This is a genomic window from Kribbella antibiotica (genome assembly GCF_004349055.1).
GTDB lineage: Bacteria > Actinomycetota > Actinomycetes > Propionibacteriales > Kribbellaceae > Kribbella > Kribbella antibiotica.
The window spans coordinates 1-16,602 of sequence record NZ_SMKX01000098.1 but is presented as its reverse complement, the minus strand read 5'-3'; the positions used below and the strand labels follow the sequence as shown (position 1 = coordinate 16,602).

Annotated in this window: 12 protein-coding genes; 4 read left to right on the top strand and 8 right to left on the bottom strand. The window is 66.9% G+C overall.

Translation table 11 applies throughout. The features are described from left to right. The first annotated feature begins 23 nt into the window (after positions 1-23). Together E1263_RS27695 and E1263_RS27690 are read left to right on the top strand one after the other, a co-directional pair. Positions 24-1,262: an ATP-grasp domain-containing protein gene (locus tag E1263_RS27695; RefSeq protein ID WP_132172537.1), complete on the top strand. Its 1,239-nt coding sequence runs from the start codon at positions 24-26 to the stop codon at positions 1,260-1,262. Between the two features lie 60 nt (positions 1,263-1,322). Continuing rightward, positions 1,323-1,697, top strand: a complete 375-nt coding sequence (locus tag E1263_RS27690; RefSeq protein ID WP_132172535.1) for a YchJ family protein — start codon at positions 1,323-1,325, stop codon at positions 1,695-1,697. Here the strand turns inward: E1263_RS27690 and E1263_RS27685 are convergent, their stop codons facing one another. From E1263_RS27685 to lanKC, 6 genes are all read right to left on the bottom strand, one after another. Beyond that, positions 1,698-2,219 carry a TlpA family protein disulfide reductase gene (locus tag E1263_RS27685; protein ID WP_132172533.1) on the bottom strand — a complete coding sequence of 174 codons (522 nt, stop codon included), beginning with the start codon at positions 2,217-2,219 and terminating at the stop codon, positions 1,698-1,700. It abuts the gene before it with no gap. Beyond that, entirely contained in the window at positions 2,216-2,728 is a 513-nt protein-coding gene (locus tag E1263_RS27680) for a MauE/DoxX family redox-associated membrane protein (protein ID WP_132172531.1), read from the bottom strand. Before E1263_RS27680 ends, E1263_RS27685 begins: the two co-directional genes overlap by 4 nt. A gap of 4 nt (positions 2,729-2,732) precedes the next feature. Continuing rightward, positions 2,733-4,391 (bottom strand): ATP-binding cassette domain-containing protein, encoded by a 1,659-nt coding sequence (locus E1263_RS27675; protein WP_132172529.1) that lies wholly within the window; start codon positions 4,389-4,391, stop codon positions 2,733-2,735. 77 nt (positions 4,392-4,468) lie between these two features. Beyond that, the gene (locus E1263_RS27670) at positions 4,469-6,238 is read right to left on the bottom strand and encodes an ABC transporter ATP-binding protein (RefSeq protein ID WP_202869075.1); all 1,770 of its coding nucleotides are present in this window, start codon (positions 6,236-6,238) and stop codon (positions 4,469-4,471) included. Further along, complete coding sequence (locus tag E1263_RS44395; RefSeq protein WP_420323392.1) at positions 6,196-6,288, bottom strand: hypothetical protein; 93 nt, start codon at positions 6,286-6,288, stop codon at positions 6,196-6,198. Before E1263_RS44395 ends, E1263_RS27670 begins: the two co-directional genes overlap by 43 nt. Before the next feature lie 29 nt (positions 6,289-6,317). Next, positions 6,318-8,939: a class III lanthionine synthetase LanKC gene (gene lanKC / locus E1263_RS27660; RefSeq protein WP_132172525.1), complete on the bottom strand. Its 2,622-nt coding sequence runs from the start codon at positions 8,937-8,939 to the stop codon at positions 6,318-6,320. Between the two features lie 210 nt (positions 8,940-9,149). Here lanKC and E1263_RS27655 point away from each other — a divergent pair, with 210 nt between their 5' ends. Then, entirely contained in the window at positions 9,150-9,884 is a 735-nt protein-coding gene (locus tag E1263_RS27655) for an AfsR/SARP family transcriptional regulator (RefSeq protein ID WP_132172523.1), read from the top strand. A gap of 48 nt (positions 9,885-9,932) precedes the next feature. Here the strand turns inward: E1263_RS27655 and E1263_RS27650 are convergent, their stop codons facing one another. After that, entirely contained in the window at positions 9,933-11,618 is a 1,686-nt protein-coding gene (locus E1263_RS27650; protein WP_132172521.1) for a S8 family serine peptidase, read from the bottom strand. A 339-nt stretch (positions 11,619-11,957) separates the two neighbouring features. After that, positions 11,958-14,033 (bottom strand): hypothetical protein, encoded by a 2,076-nt coding sequence (locus E1263_RS27645; RefSeq protein WP_132172519.1) that lies wholly within the window; start codon positions 14,031-14,033, stop codon positions 11,958-11,960. 1,130 nt (positions 14,034-15,163) lie between these two features. On the opposite strand from E1263_RS27645, the gene E1263_RS27640 reads away from it, so the two are divergent. Beyond that, positions 15,164-16,600, top strand: a complete 1,437-nt coding sequence (locus tag E1263_RS27640) for an HNH endonuclease signature motif containing protein (protein ID WP_165956771.1) — start codon at positions 15,164-15,166, stop codon at positions 16,598-16,600. Positions 16,601-16,602 lie beyond the last annotated feature (2 nt).

Here is a 16,602-nt window from a genome sequence, read left to right as displayed (position 1 = left end):
ACTCAGTCACTCAGGACGAAGTCATGAGTGATTACACGATCATCGTTGACCCGTTGTCGACCGGGCAGGAGTATCCGGCCGCGTTTCGGGAGGCCGGTCGGCGGCCGGTCGCCGTACTGAGTGGGTTGGAGCCGCCGCCGGCGTACACGACCAGCTGGAATCCGCAGGACTTCGACCACGTGCACTACTTCACTGGCGACATACAGGCGCTGGCTGAGGAGCTGCGGCAGTACGAGCCTGAGTATTTGGTCCCGGGTGCCGAGAGCGGGGTCGAGCTGTGCGATCAGCTCATCGAGATCCTGCTGCCCGGGACGGGCAACGTGCCCGCGTTGGCGTCGGCACGGCGCGACAAGTGGGACATGGCGCAGGCACTGACCGCAGCCGGCGTACCTCGGTTGCGGCAGGTCCTGACGGCCGATGAAGCCGAGGCCGAGGAGTGGCTGAAGGCCAACGACCTGCTCGGCCGGCGGCTGGTGATCAAGCCGCCGAAGAGTGCGGCCGGTGACGAGGTGTACGTCGTCTTCGAAGGCGGCGACTGGCGTGAGCGCTTCCACCGCGTGCTCGGCCGGGCGAACAAGATGGGGCTGATCAACGACGCGGTCCTCATCCAGGAGTACGCCGAAGGTACGGAGTACCTGGTCGACACCTACAGCGTGGACGGCGTGCATGCGCTCGTCGACGTCTGCCGCTACACGAAGGTCGGTCGTGGCGACAAGATCGGCATCTACCGCCGGATCGACTTCCTCGCCGAGGACGACGCGGAGGTCCAGGCGCTCTGGCCCTACACCCGCGACGTCCTCGACGCGGTCGGCATCCGCATCGGCTGCGGTCACGTCGAGGTGATGATGACGGCCGACGGCCCGCGCCTGATCGAGGTCGCCGCCCGCCCGGCCGGTGGCGGTCACCAGATGGTCAGCGAACTGGCCACCGGCGACAACCACATCAAGCGGACAGTCGCTCACCGCGTACGCGGTGAGGTGCGGGACGGCTTCGACCTCGTCCAGCACCTGCGCGGCATTTTCATCATCGCGCCGCAGGAAGGCTACTTCCGCAACCGGGAGGCCTTCGACGGTATCGAGGACCTCAAGTCCTTCCACTGGTGGAAGGTCCTGCACGAGGAAGACGCCGTCGTCCCCGCGACCGTCGACCTCTTCACCTGCCTGGCCTGGGTGATCCTGATCCACAGCGACCCGCAGACGCTCGACGAGGACTACGCGCGTGTGCTGGAGATGGAGGAGAAGATCATCATCGAGACCCCCTAGTTGCGCAACGGGTCCGGGCGGACCACCAACCGCCCGGCCCCCGGTGCAAGAATCGCCTGCATGCCAGGTCCGACTTCTCCCTGCCCCTGCGGCCTCCCCGCAACGTACGCCGATTGCTGCGGCGCCCTGCACAACGGCACCCGTACGGCGACCACCGCCGAGCAGCTGATGCGCTCCCGCTACACCGCCTTCGTGGTCGGCGACACGCCGTACCTGCTCCGCACCTGGCACTCCACCACCCGCCCACCCCAGCTGGAGCTCTCCCCCAACATCCGCTGGACCGGCCTGGAGATCCTGGCGACCACCGACGGCACCCCCTTCCACACCGAAGGCACCGTCTCCTTCCGCGCCAACTACCGCGGCGGCTCCCAGCAGGAGAACAGCTCCTTCACCCGCGAAAACGGCGACTGGAAGTACGTCGCCCCTGTCCGCTGATCACTTAAGGGCTTTGTCGCCGTGGGCGGCGATGGCTCCGGAGTGGAGCCGGTAGAAGGTCGGGAAGCCTTCGACCTTGAACGCGGACGACAGCGGGCCGTTGCGCGGCTCGACCACGATCTGAGCGACCTCGCTCAGCTTCGCGAGGTGGGCCTTCGCGGAATCCTGGGGCTGAGCGGCCGAGGCGTCGCCGACGACGACGATGAGAACCCGGGCTCGGCCGCCGGGTGCGGTCTGCGCTGCCTTCAGGAGGCTCGGCATCGCCTGCTGGCACTGCCGGCAGCCCTGCGACAGGAAGCCGACGAGCACCAGTTCCTGGCCGGTGACCTCGGCGCCGTCGAGCGCGATCGCCCGGAAGTCCGGCAGCCGATGTCCGGCGGGGAGCATCGGTGCCTCTACCGGAGCCGGGGCCGAGGCCGCGCCCGTTGCGACCGGTCGGCGGGCCAGGTCGTTGACCCGGCGGATCACGCCGAGCAGCAGGAGGAGGTTGACGAGGGAAACGGCGGTCAGGACGACAGTCATCGGTTGGCTCCCAGTGGTTGGTACAGCTCCACCAGGTCGTCGAATCTGATCACGATTGCCGCGGCCGCGATCGCGATGGTTGCGGCGGGCAATAATTCGGCGAAAGGTGGCGAGGCAGCGGGAAACGCGAGCCCGAGGCCCGCGATCGTCAGCAGGACAGCGTTGCGGACCACGTGCCGGCGGCCGAGCGGCGTACTGCCGGATCCGAAGCAGTGGCAGGGTGCGCTCTCACCACGGCGGAGTGCGGCGGCTAGCCCGACGGTGAAGGCCGCGAGGAGTCCGAGGGCGAGAAGGAATCCGACGGTTGGCTGGATCACCAGCAGCGCCAGGACCGCGAGCTCCACCAGGGCGACAGCGGCGGCCAGTGGGCGATCCCAGCGGGCGAAGCGGACGGGGACGAGCCGGCGAGTGGCCTCGACGAAGTCGCCGGTACCGCGGAGCTTGCCGACGAGTGAGACGGCGAAGACCACGCCGAGCAGGACGCGGAAGGTCAGTTCGGCGGATTGCATCAGATCACCTCGGTTCGGGGTCGTCCCAGTAGCCGGCGAGTTCGCCGTACGGGCGGGATCGGGTGCGGAGCTCCTGGTGCGTACCGAGCATCGGCGTCGTACCGTCCAGCAGCAGGACGCGGTCGGCCCGCAGCGCGGAACTCATTCGGTGGGCGATGACGACGACGGTGCCGGGGCGGTGCCGGAATGCGTTCTCGGCTTGGGCTTCGGCGGCTGGGTGCAAGTGGCAGGTCGCCTCGTCCAGTACGACGATCTCTGCCGGCGAGAGCCAGGACCGCGCCAACGCGATCTGTTGGCGTTCGCCAGTACTGAGGTCACGTCCGACGATGCCGTCGTACCCGCCGAGGCGGTCGACGACGGACCGCAGGCCGATGGCGTCGACGGCCTTGTCGAGGTCGGCGTCGGTGGCCTGCTGGTGGAGGTAGATCAGGTTCTCGCGGAGGGTGCCGGTGAAGACGTACGACTCCTGGGGTACGAACGCGAAGGTACGCCGCAACTGCGCCGGCGCGATCGCGGACAGCGGGGTGCTGCCGAGGTGGATGCTGCCCCGCTGCGGTTGAGTCAGGCCGACGAGCAGGCCGGCCAAGGTGGACTTTCCGATGCCGCTCGGGCCGACTACGGCGAGATGGTCGCCGTAGTGAAGGTCGAGGTCGAAGCGGTCGACGACGGGGGCAGCGTGCGGTCCGTAGGCGAAGGTGAGGCCGCGCACTCTGAGGTCGAGAGCGGCGTCCGGGCGGACCTTGCTCGGGCTCGGGACGTGCACCGCCTCTTCCTCAAGCGGGAGTTGGCTCGCGGCGCTGAGGCGGTGCAGGGTGACGGCCAGGAGGGTTCCGGAACCGCCGAAGGTTTGGACGGCGGCGCGGAGGGCGGGCTGGAGGCCGGTGGTGATGTAGGTGACGGCGCCGAGAAGCTCGCCCAGGGACAACCGCCCGGAGTGGATCAACCAGGGGCCCAGGGCAACTAAGGCGACGAGCGGCAGGTAGCCGCCGATCGTGGCGACCGCGGATCGAAGGGCGGTGGCCCGGGCGAGTGCTCGTGATGCCGCTGCCTGCGCTTCAACGGCGTCGCCGATCTCGCCACGGGCACCGTTCTCTGCGCCGCAGGCCACTACGTCACGCACGGCCCCCGCGATCTCGCTGACTGACGACGCCAGCCGCTCCTCGGCAACCAGCACGTCCTGCAACCGCCCCACCAGGCCAACAAGCAACCGCCCCAGCACGAGAAATGCCAGCACCACTGGCGCCACCGCGATCACCGCAGCAATCGGAGCCAACCAGAACAACCCGGCCACTGCCGCCACCACGCCAAAGCCCACCTGCTGCACTCCAAGCAGCAACCCGGCCGCGCTGTCTCGCACCGCCTCGACCTGCTTGGTCAACCGGGCCACGGTCCCGGTGTCTGTCCCGCGTCCGCCGGCCGCGGCCTGGGCCAGCGTTCCGCTCACTACCTGAGTCATCAGGTCGTCCCGTAGTGGCTCCACAATCGCGCCTAAGCGAACCGGCACCCGACGCGCGCCGAACGATCCCACCACCACCGCGACGGCCCACACCCCCAACCAAGCCAATCCGATCGCCACACCGGCGCGCAGAAACCCCCGGTCCACAGCCAGCGCCACCAGCCGTCCCGAGACCAACCCCGGCACCGCCGCCACCAGTGCAACCACCCCTAGCCCCACCAACCGCCGAGGCTCCCGCGCAACACTCCGCGCGAATCCGACCCACCCCTCAACAACAACCCGCATCACTGCCCCCTCGGGATGAAGACAGTCCGGTAGGCATCGTCTGCCCACAGCTCGTCGTGCGGGCCGACAGCGCGGACGCGGCCGGCGTGAAGCCAGACCACCAGGTCAGCGCGCCGAGCGGTTGCCGCTCGATGGGCAATCAGCAAGCGGGTCCGGGAACCCGGCTGCAGCACGGCCTGGTTGACCTGGGCTTCGGTGATCGAGTCCAGACTGGACGTTGCATCGTCCAGGATCAGCAACCGCGCGTCCCGCACGAACGCCCGCGCCAATCCCAGCCGCTGCGCCTCCCCACCCGACAGCGGCACCTCGCTCATCGCGGTCGCATAGCCATCGGGTAGCCGCCGCACAAACGCATCCGCCTGCGCCACAACCGCCGCCTCCGCGATCCGCTCCCCACCCGCGGTCCCGCCATAAGCGATCACATCACCGACCGTCCGCCCCAACAGCGCCGGCTGCTCGAACGCATAAGCAATCTCCCGCCGCAGCACTTCCGGCGCCAACTCGTCCAGCAGAACCCCATCCAGCAGTACGACGCCCTCGTCCGGAGCGATCAACCCGCCGGCGACCTCCGCCAGTACCGTCTTCCCCGCGCCGGACGCACCGACGACTGCAACGATCAGCCCACCAGGCACCACCAGATCGACACGGTCCAGTACGCCGTCAACCGCGACTCCGCGCAGCTCCAACCGACCGCTACCAGCCGGGAGCTCTCGAAAACCATCGGCCCGCACCGGCACGTCGAGTACTTCCAGCAACCGCCGTGCACTCACCCGAACCCGGACAAGGCTTACCAGCAGAGGAATCTGGCTCAGTAGCCCAAGCGCCATCGGCGTGTACGCAGCAGCGGCAAGGAACTCGCCCAATGACAGCCGGCCCGCACGCAACCCGAGCCCTGCGACTGCTAACACGACAACGGTGGTCAGCGGCGCTAGAAGCGTCGTACGGCCAGCCAAGCCGCCGTACCGAGACCAGAGCGACCGCCCAGCAGCCGCCAGCGCCGGCATCGGCGCCAAAACTCGCTCTGTCTCCAGCTCTGCCGTCCCGGCCGCCCGGATCGTCCGCACCCCGGCAAGCGCATCAGTAAGCCGGGTAGCGATTTCACTCTGCAGCTCCTGGTACCGCTGCACCGACTCCGCAGCCTGCCCCGCAAACATGCGCAGAAGCACAGCACCCAGAGGAGCCGCGGCCGCCAGCGTCAGCACAAGGCGCCAGTCGATCCGCCAGAGCAAAACCAGACCGCCGACAGACAGGACCAGGTTGGTGACCACCTGCACAGCCAGCGGTGCGATTCGCCCCACCTGTGGAGCGACGCCGACAGTCCGCGCCGCCAGATCACCGGCCGAGAAGCGCCGCTGCCCCGAGAGTCCCGAACGGACAACAGCATCCGCGACGCGGTGGCGAAGGTCAGCTGTCCCGGCAGAAACGCAGTACCCCTCAGCAACGTCACCCAAGGTCGCCGAGGCAACAGCCACGGCCAAAAGCCCAACCAGTACAAGGATTCCGGAGCCGAGCTCATCAACAGTTGCCGCGAGCACCTGCGGCACGAGCAGCGCCGCCGCGGTACCAGTTGCTGCCGTCACTACCAGTACGGCGAACCAGCCGGGCGCCCGCCGAACCGTTCGCACCAGCAACGCACCAACTGTCACCAAGGCTCCTTCCACGATCGACGGCCGTCCGAGGTTGCTGCGGGCAACCCCGGACGGCCGCAGATGCACACCGATCAGTTTCAGCAGCAGTTGCTGAAGCTGCCGGTGCTGCAGCACTCCCACCAGCTCAAGTTGCTCTCCACAGCCGCACCAGGCGCGCGGTCGATATCCATCGTCTGAAGGTCAAGAATCTGGGACATGGTCATTCACCTCCCTTGTGATCGTCGGATTGCGGACATTCCCCTTGGGATCCAGCAAAGGGAAGAACGGGACGGCGATCGCCGAGCGCAGTGGCGAGGACCACGAGGACACCGGCCGAGCCGGTCCCCAGATCCATCGAGAGACGCATCAGTTGATCCCCGATGAAGGCGACGCGACCGTCCAGCGGCGCGGCGTGCCAGCCGAGGGCGCGCAGGTGCCGTTCGATCGTCGCCGCGACGGCCGGCGAGCCGTCGTCGGTATGCAGCAGGTACGACACCAGTCCGGCGCGACCGTTCAGCAACCCTGCCTGTACGACGAACTCCGGCTCGGCCGCTCGCCGGATACCTGTCTCGTACTCGCGCAGATCCGCCGCCGGACGATGGCGCAGCAACTCGTGCAGGACCAGCCCGACACCGGTACTCCCGGTCGCCAGGTAGGGCACGATGCGCCAACCCTCGTCGGCCTGTACGGTCCGGTCCTCGGTCCAGACACAGCCGTCCAGATCACGACGCAAGGCCTTCTCGGCCTGGTCGAGCAGCTCCTGGTCGCCGGTCGCCTCGGCCAGCCGAATCATGAACAGCGCCGAACCGGACGCGCCCTTCACCAAGCCGGGCCGGATGGCGCCGTCCGGAGTGTCTCGAAGCTCATCGACGATCCTCGCGGCGATGTCACCAGCCTCGGCCAGCAGCGCACGATCTCCGGTCTGCTGCGCGAAGTGCAGTACGGCAAGTCCCAGCCCAGGAAGGCCGTCTGCCAGGCTCGTCCCGACGCCGTCGAGCGGAAACGCGCGAGCCCGGTCGAGCACTTCACGGGCCTCGTCCGGCCGACCGAGCCGATCCAGGGCGAAGGCAATGCCCCCAAGCCCTTGGAAGAAACCAGGCGGCGTGCGATCGGCCTTCCGGGCCGCTTCGACGAGCCAGTCGACATGTTCGGCCGGCGGCGTCGTACCGGCCTCGGCGAGGGCCCACAGTACGCCGGCCGCGCCGTACGCGAAGTTGACTCCACCGCCGGGCCCGAACTGGTTGATGTCGCCCGGGAACAGGCGGTCGGAGCGTTGCGGCGTCGCGCTCGCGAGAATCGCCGCTGTCATGGAGTCCCGCAGGGGCGCCCACTCCGGGACCGCATTGCTCGGCCAGATCGGTTTGTTCAGACCAGGACCGACCTGGTGCGGAACCGGCGCTCCGGGCCGGTCGCGGAACGGACGCGGGCCGAGGTCGCGCCAGACGGTCGCGCGATAGTCGTCCGGCAGCGGGAAGCGACCGGTGGCAACGTCGAGGAACTGGTCGATCTTGCCCGGATCCCACGGGAGCAAGGGCGCGAGCGACGTGAACAGTGCAATCCGCAGACAGCCCAGCGCATAGCGGTCGATCGCGAAGCCGGTGTAGTCGGGCGGCGCCGTGTACCCCGCGGCACCGAGCGTCGTACGGGTCGCTTGCTCGACCGGCGCGGCCACCTCGAAGTCGATGAACCGGACGTCGCCGTCGCTGTCGACGATGAGGTTCCCCGGGTGCAGATCGCCGAACACCACTCCCCGGTCGTGCATCGCGTCCACGCCGGCCTCGACCCGGCGCAGGACACCGAGCACCCAGTCCGCGTACGTCGCCACCGCCTCCTCGGTCGCGTCCGGCCGCAGCAGCGGATGCCGGCGGACCATGTGGCGGTTGAGGATCTCACCCTCCGCGTGCTCACGGACGAGGAACTCGTGTTCCCAGCAGGTGAAGTAGTCCAGCAACTGCGGAACCGCCTCAACACCTTCCAACTGACGGAGGATGTCGCGCTCCCGCCGCAACCGGCTGACGGAGTCTGCACCCTCACGATCGAGGCCGGCCATCGGGCGAGCCTCTTTCACCAGCACGGTCTTTCCGGTGCGCGGGTCCTCGGCGCGGTAGACGCCACCGCCGTTCGAGAAGTGCAGCGCCTCGAGAATCTTGTAGGGAAACTGCTCGGAACCATCGCCGGCCCGTGCGGCCAGAGCCTCGGCCAGAATCGTCGGGGTCGGCACCCAGGGCGGCGTCGCGTACGACGGTCCCCGCACGTCCGGCACGAGCACGCCGTCGGGCGTCTCGATCCCGGGGACCAGCTCGCCGTTGTCGGACTTACACATCCGCTGGCGGAATCCGCCGTACCGGACGTAGAGCGGGCCGTTGCGCCAGCGCAGATCACTCAAGATGTAAGGGCCCTGCTGCCCATCCAGCAACTCACCGAGCTCCTGGAGGATCCGATCCAGTACGACGTCCGCGGTCGGGTAGATCGTGACAAACTTGCCGCTGCCGCCGCGGTCGGCGTACTTGCTGTTGCGGGCCATCAGGACGCGGCGGCTGGCCAGGAACTTGAACGGTACGGCGTTTTCCACGCAGTAGCGGGTGACGACATGGAGCACGTCCTGGGCGTTGTCGACCGTCGCGGAAACGTGCACCTTCCAGCCCTGGTTGGGCAGATCGGTGACCGCCGGCCGCACGTACATCCACTCGTTCAGCGCATCGCGCTGCCACCCTTGGGGAACAGCGCCGGTGGTCTGGCCGAACTCGCCATGCCCGATCGGGCTCACTGCGCTGGAGCTGGCCGCCGGCGAGTCGTAGAAGACCGGATCGGCCATGCAGTAGGCCTCGTAGCGTGAGTCCACGGCTGCTCCCCAGTTCGCTGGCGTGTTGCTTCCTGCCAACTACTGAACCAGGCACGGCCTTCGGCTGGCTTTCAGCTGACTGTCACCAAAGTGCAGTGAATCAGTGCCTTTTCGGTCAGGACTGAAAAGTCGTTGTGCTCCTTGCGGTAACCGGATCGACACGTATCGTGGTGAAGAAGTACAGCTGATCTCACCTGGGGGAGAGACATCGTGCGTCGTGTGCAGTTCGCGGTTCTGGGGCCGATGACGATCGTTGCGGAGGGACGGCCGATCCGGCTGGAAACTCCCAAACTGCGCGTCCTGCTCGCCAGCCTGCTGGTCAGGGCGAACAAGACGACCTCGTTCAGCTACCTGGGTCGCCGGCTCTGGGTCGACCAGCCGCCCTGCAACCCACGGCCCGCCATCCACACCTACGTGACCCGGCTCCGCCGAATCATCGGCGGCAACCAGATTCACACGTGTCCGGGCGGCTACCTGATCGAGGTCGGTCCGGACCAACTGGACCTGCTGCACTTCGAGCAACTCGTCCGCGAAGCCGACACCTCCACCGAGCTCTGCCAGCGCGCCAAACTGTTGCGCTCGGCAACAAACCTGTGGCGTGACGAGCCGTTCGCCGACATCGACTCCTCGGTCCTGCACAACGAAGACGTCACTCCCCTGGTCGAACGCTGCCTGCTCACGGAAGAACGCCGCATCGACGCCGACCTCGAGCTAGGTCGCCACGCCGAGCTGGTGCCCGATCTCCGTGTCCTCGTCGCCCGCTATCCTCTCCGCGAGAAGCTCTGGACCCAACTGGCCACAGCCCTCTTCCGCTCCGGCCGTCGCGCGGACGCCCTCGCGACGTACCGCGAAGTCGACCACATTCTCGCCACCGAGGTAGGCATCAACCCCGGCCCCGAGCTCCGCGACCTCCACCAAGCCATGCTCACCAACGACGCCCTCTGAGATAGCGGGAACCCCGCCATCCACGAGGGATGACGGGGTTCACCGGGGTCAGCGGCGGGTTACCGCGGCCCAGGCGTCGACTATGCCGTGGCCGTAGAAGCCGTTGAACTTGCGGGTGCCTTCACAGAGTGCATTGAACTCCGCCGGACGTCCTTCGTTCGTGTAGGTCAGCAGCGGCGGGTTCGGGCAGGCCCGGGACTGGGCGGTGTCCATCAGAATCCGGCCGACCTTGTCCGGGTCCATGCCGAAGTCGCCGTGCTGCTTCTTGCCGTACTGGCTGACAATCAGGGCCGCCACACCAGCTGCGTGCGGCGAGGCCATCGACGTACCTTGGAGAACGAAGTAGTAGCCGCACTTGGTGTAGTCGGTGACTCCGGCCGGGCACTGCTTCTGCGCTCCGGCGGCGATACCGGCGGGAGTGAGCTCGCCGGCGGCGTCGACCTGGCCGTTCACCTGCAGCGTGTTGACCGGGTACGTCGACAGGATCAGGTTCCCGTTCGTCCGGTGCTGCGGGGTACCGAAGTAGTCGCGGAACCAGCCGCCGGGCGCGGAGACCTCGATCTGCTCGGTGCCGTAGTTGGAGTAGTCGGACTTGGTGCTTGACGGACCGAGCGCCGACACACCGATCACGTGCGGTCCCTCGGCCGGCAGGTCGAAGCAGGTCGCGTTGTCGATCGGCCGCGGGTACGCCGTACCCGCCGGGAAGTCGGGACTCGACAGGTCGGTCCGCGGCTTGCCGAGGTCCTCGTGATTATTGCCGAGGGCACCGACCAGCGTCACACCATGCCGGTGGGCGTAGTTCAGGGCTCGGGTCATCGCCCGGATGATGGTGCGCTGTTCGGCCTGTGCCTCTGGGCTGTCCGCAGGGTTGGCGGTGCAGCTGTAGAGCCACGGGTCGACGTAGAAGGACATGTTGACGACATCGAGCCCGACATCACCGGCGTACGTCAGAGCGTCTGTGACGGGGCCGAGGAACAGGTACCCGCTGTCCTGACCGCCACGGATCTCCACCAGCGTCACGTTCGGCGCGACCCCGGAGACACCGGCGCCGTTGGCCGCAGCGCCGATCGTGCCGGCGACATGGGTCCCGTGACCGCTGTCGTCCCAGCCGACCGGGTCGACGCATCCGCTGAACTCACACACTCCGTCGATCTCGGGAATGTCCGGCGCGAAGTTCCGCGACAGCTTCCAGTCGAAGTTCGGCGCGATGTCCGGGTTCCGGGCGTCGATCCCCGAATCGAGGACACCGACCTTGACTGCCTTCTTGCCCGGCTGGACCCGTCGCGCCAGATCCGAGCGAACCATCCGCAGTCCCCACAACTGCGCATCCAGCGGGTCCATCCCAACAACCTTCTTGCCCGCGGCAGCCCGACCGGTCCCACCGTTCTCGGACTCGACACCGAGCGGCTTCTCCGCCCGCGGCACAGTACCGATCGGCCGGCTACGCGCCGCCCCTTCGATCACACTCGAGGCCGACACCCGAGCAACGAACCCCGACGCGGCCGCACGCACTGTCAATGTGCCCAGGTTTGCATTCTCCTTGACCACTTCACCGCCGGCCGCCTTAACCGCCGCAACGGCCTGACCCCGATCCGCACCCTCTTCCAGCAAGACCAAGTACTCGGCGTCTCCCCCAGCGACACCCGCCCCAGCACCAACCGGCGCCACAACAGCACCAGCCACCAGGACGAACGCCCCAGTCATCGCCAGCAACCCTCTCCGCACATCTCGCATCAGCAAATCCCTCCCCTGAATACCCACGGACGAGCCTCACGCTAGGTCGACACACCCCACCCGAGAAGACGACGACGTTGTCAGACTCCCCACGCCGTCGCCCCAACCACGTTCCGCACTCGGCCGACCACCCAAGGTGGACGAGTTGCGTTACGCCAGGGTCCCGACGCATCCGAGCGGACAAGGGCGAGCACGGTATGGCCGTGGCTGGCAGCCTCGGCATCAGTTCGACTGGCGCGGCCTGATCGCCTGGTGGACCTGGTACTTCACCAACTGACGCACAAACAGTGAACCCCGCCATCCGCTGAGGGATGACGGGGTTCACTGGGTCTGGCTAGATCAGCCCGCGGGTGGGGCGACGCGCTCGGAGCAGTAGGACTGGCTCCATTCGCTCAGGTTGTTGGCCCGGTCCCGGGCCATGACCTGGATACAGGTGGTGGAACCGACCGGACCTGAGTAGATGGCTGGATACTCCGGACGCGTGGGGCTCTCGCTCCATTCGCTGAACGGCGCATCCGGGGACAGCCGGATCTGGTTGCGGATGTGGAGGACGTTGATGCCGCTGGACGGATCCGCTTCAGTGGCCGGGTCCTCGTAGACCGGCGTGAACCTGAAGTTCGCCTGGGTCCGCTGCGCCGGACCGACGTCGGCACTGATGAACTGCGGTGCGAACTTGTCGGACTTGTAGTTCATCGTCGGCGAGAGCCAGTCGAGGGTGACGAGCCGCGGACGATGGTTCTCGTCCATATAGACCAGGCGGCCACCGTCCTGGTCGTCCACTTCGTACTCAGCTGCACGGGAAGAGCTCGCGACCGGGCCGTAGCGGCGCTCCGGCATGTTCAGCGTGCGGAGGTCGGAGACCCGCAACTGGTTGCCGTCCTCCTGGATGAGGAAGTTGTTGCCGAGCTTCCAGTTGGGGGCCAGGGTCGTCGTACGGATCGGAATGCCAAACTTGGTCAGGTCGATGATCTGATCCGGACCATTGATGCAGTCGAGGACGAGCCAGTTGCCGGACACCTCGAGCTGCCGCGCCTCACCGCACCCCTGCTTGATGTCGATCTGGAGCTGGTGCGGAGGCTTGCCAATGACATCGATCGTCTCTCTCGTGCGGGGTTTGTGGTACTGCACGTTGTCATTGAGCGAGAGAGCCCGGCTGTAGCCGCCGATACTCTTGCGCTTGGCCAGGTCCCACACGCCGAACCAGGGGTACGGAGCGTCGTCCACCGCGATCAGCTTGCCGCCCCGGCCGATCCAAGCGTCCCAGTTCGGCAACGCCCAATCACCCTTGGAGTCGGTCAACACGGACTCCTTGACACCACTCGCGGTGATGCGCTTCCTCAGTACGACGTCGCGCTCGAACTGCACGTCGTTGCCGTAGCTGTCGAGCGGTAGCTGCGACCACGTCGTACCGAGGTCTGAGGTCTCGTACAGATGGCCGTCGGTGCCGGCGGTTCGTACTCGATTGCCCGACAGTCCGACGGACCCGACCTGTCCCTCGAAGGCGGGCGTCTGCGCGATCGTCTGCAGAGCACCGTCAGCGCCGATCGAAGCAACCTGGGACTGCGCGGTCAGGAGCAGTCGGCCGTTGCCCTGGTCCTTGGCGTCGTGGACACCGGTGACAACATTCCGCGTCACCGTGCCGTCGACGACGTTGACCTTCAGCAGTTCCTTCGTGTCCGGCAACCGCAGCGCGACATCGTCGCCGAGCGGAACCAGCGGCTGCTTGAACGGTACGACGATTGTCCCCGTCGCGGCGCCCGTCCGATCCTTCCAGGCCACCGTCGTGCTGGTGTCGCTGGCGGCCGTCTGCCAGATGACGCGCCCCGGCGTGAGCTGCGCCCAGTTCGTGGCCGCGTCCAGTGGCGCGATTTCAGACGCCGTACCGGTTGCGACGTCCAGAACGAAGAGACCGGTCGCCGTCCCCAGCAGGAACTCAGCGTCAGTCCGATCAAGCACCTGAGCCGCCGCACCCACTCCCGTCACCGGCGTCTCGTCGCCCGCATAGGTGCGCAACACGAAGTCGTCACCACGCTCCAGCAACAGCCCACCCGGGTAGACGTTGCGGATCTTCGCACCAGTCGGAACCGGGAAGACCTGCGTTTCAGCCTCGCCGAGCTTCCGGGCCTCTACAACGTCCTCAGCCCACTCAACGGCGTAGTCACCGACCACGTCCAGCGTGCGCGAGCTCGGTGTGGCCGACCGCGCAAACTCCCCCGCCGCACTGCCGTCCGAAACGTTTCGAATATTCCACGGAGCCGGCCTGCCATCGGCCGGCTTCCCGAAATCAGTCAAGTAGTACTTGCTCGTCGCCGCGAGAATCCGGAGCGCCGGATCCACTTCCAGCCGCGGTCCCAGCAACACCCCCTCGCCGAGCGGCGGGTCGGCGGCAACCGCCGTACCAGGAGAACTCAACACCGCCCCGAACAATCCAAGAACCACAAGGGCATGACGAAGTTTCACGGGATCCCCCTCCCAATGACCCAAGCTCCCCCGCCTGGGTTACGGTCATCACCCTAAAGCATCCCGTCAACCCCTGCCCGGCGATCCCAGAGTCCGGTCATCATTTACCCGGGTCATTATGGTTGCTTCGGGCATCTATCTACCACCCGCCTCCAGTGCTCAACAACTGGCGTACGACGAGCCCGCCGCCATGATGATCGGCCGTCGTCCTTGCGGGGAGATCCGTTCAAGTTGACCCTTCTCCGCCCATATTTCGAACAGAGAACCAGCAACCTGAGCGGAGCTCCCCTCGTTTTTCGCGCAGCAACCACGCCAGGAACCTCATGCAACGGTCACTCGCGTCGCGGCCTCTTCCTGGACCGCAACCAACGCCCGGCACCTCAGGCAACGGTCACTCGATTGCGGCCTCTTTCCTTCACCGCAACCAAAGCCCGGAACCTCAAGCAGCGAGAGCCTAGGTCGCCGACCTCGCCATCTCGCCTCAGCCACCGCGGCGACCAGCCACCCGCTTTTCGAGTCGGCCGGTCGCGGCGAGCAACCACGCCCCCGGCCGAGACCTCGCCGGACCCTAACCAGGACTGCGGAACCCCGCCCGCCCCAAGGGCAACCGACTGAACCCTCCGAGCGCGCCTGCGCTGGGCGGGAAAGCTCCGATGGTCGGAGCGGCGATCCTAGTAAGCGTTGGCTGGAGCGGGGCGGTGGAGTGCGGTGGCGTGATCGGCAGTGGGTGACTGAGGTTGGTGTCGAGGCTGGGGAGTTCTGCCTGTCGATTCCGGTTCATTCCGCTCCCCAGCCTCGACCGCTGCCTGGGGAAGGTCGCGTGGAATGGGACAGCTAGCTTTGTGGATCGCCAAGGCCACCAGCTGCCCATCTCGCTCCACAAAGGCAAGCCCGCGCGCCGAACGGACGCACTTTGAGATCCCATCAACCGTTTTGGCGCGCTTTGCGTGGTTGGTGCGTTCTCAAAGACGCGCGGCGGGCTCAGGTGTGGGCTGGTGTGGGCTGATCGAATAGCCCACAGAGAACCTTGTAGATAAGGGGTTTTCGGCCAAAAAGTGTCGGTGGGCGTGTCTATGCTTTTGGGTATGGAGATGTTGACGATGCCCCCGGTGTGGTCCTTGAGTGTCGCCGAATTGGTGACCTCGCTGGACACTGCGCACGCTGTCAAAGCAGCACTTGACACCTTCATCCTGCAAGCTGGTGGGCGCCTCGACGAGATGGGTGCCGCGGCCGAGCTCGGTGCTCGTGACACTGTCGACTTCTTGTCCGAGCGGTACCGGGAGGCCCCTGCCGAGGTGCGTAAGGCTCTCGCGTTCATGGCTGCTTTGCCTAAGTACCCGATCGTGGCGGGAGCGTTGCCGGATCCGACAGACCCCGCCCGGCCCTGGACCGTACGGCCCGCGCAAGGCGCGGTGATTGTCGAGACCCTGGAGAAGGTTCCGTCGACTGTTTCGGTCGAGACACTCGAGTTCACCGAAAACCAGATGGTCGGCGTCGCCAAGGACCAGGACCCTCGTCGCCTCGCCAAGTTCGGCAACGATGTCCTCGCACGCCTCGACACCGACGGCGCGGAACCTTCCGAAGAAGAAGCGCACGCGAAAAGGTCGCTGCGGTTACGGCAGGTCGATGGCGGGGTCAAGTTCTCTGGGTTCCTGCCCGGCGCCGACGGTGAGCAGCTCACCACCCAGATCCACACGCTGTCGAAGCCGCACAAGACCGTTGACGGTGAACGTGATCCACGGCCACAGGACGTGCGTCAGGCCGACGCTCTGGTAGCCACCATGGACGCCGCAGCCGGCAACCCTGACCACCCGGGTGTTCCGCACCTGACCGTCACGATCGACTTCGACGACCTCAAAGCCGCTCTCGGAGACACGACGGGCGCTGTCGGTGAACTGGTGTTCGGGAACAACCTGTCCGCCTCAGCCGTACGGCTACTGGCCTGCGACGCCGCGATCCTCCCGATCGTGCTCGGTGGCGACTCGCAGCCCCTGGATGTCGGGACCGAGCAACGGTTCGTGAATCGCTATATGCGGCGGGCGTTGATCAAGCGCGACAAGGGCTGCGTTGTGTGTAAAGCACCGCCGTGGATGTGCCATGCCCACCACATCATTCACTGGGCCAACGGCGGGCCGACCAGCATGCAAAACCTTGTGCTGCTGTGTGCGTCCCACCACCGGGCTGTGCATGCGGGCCAGTGGGCAGTGTCGATCACGGGTGGAGTGGTGGAGGTGACTCGGCCGAGCTGGGCCGATCCATCACCGGTGACGGACCCTGCTGTCATGGCTGCCGCTCTCAGCTGGACCACCCCTGCACCCGACACCGCCAGCAGCTTCGGCAGCAACGACGGCTCCAGCAGCAAACCGACGCACAGGCAGCCAGACAAGCTCCCCACCGCCACCGCCTTGAACAACCCGGAACTGGCCCCTAAACGCGAGGCCTTCCGCGCCCGACTACTCGCACACATACCCAACTACACCGACCCCTGGGCAACCAACGCCACACCCGCACCAGGCCCCTGAAC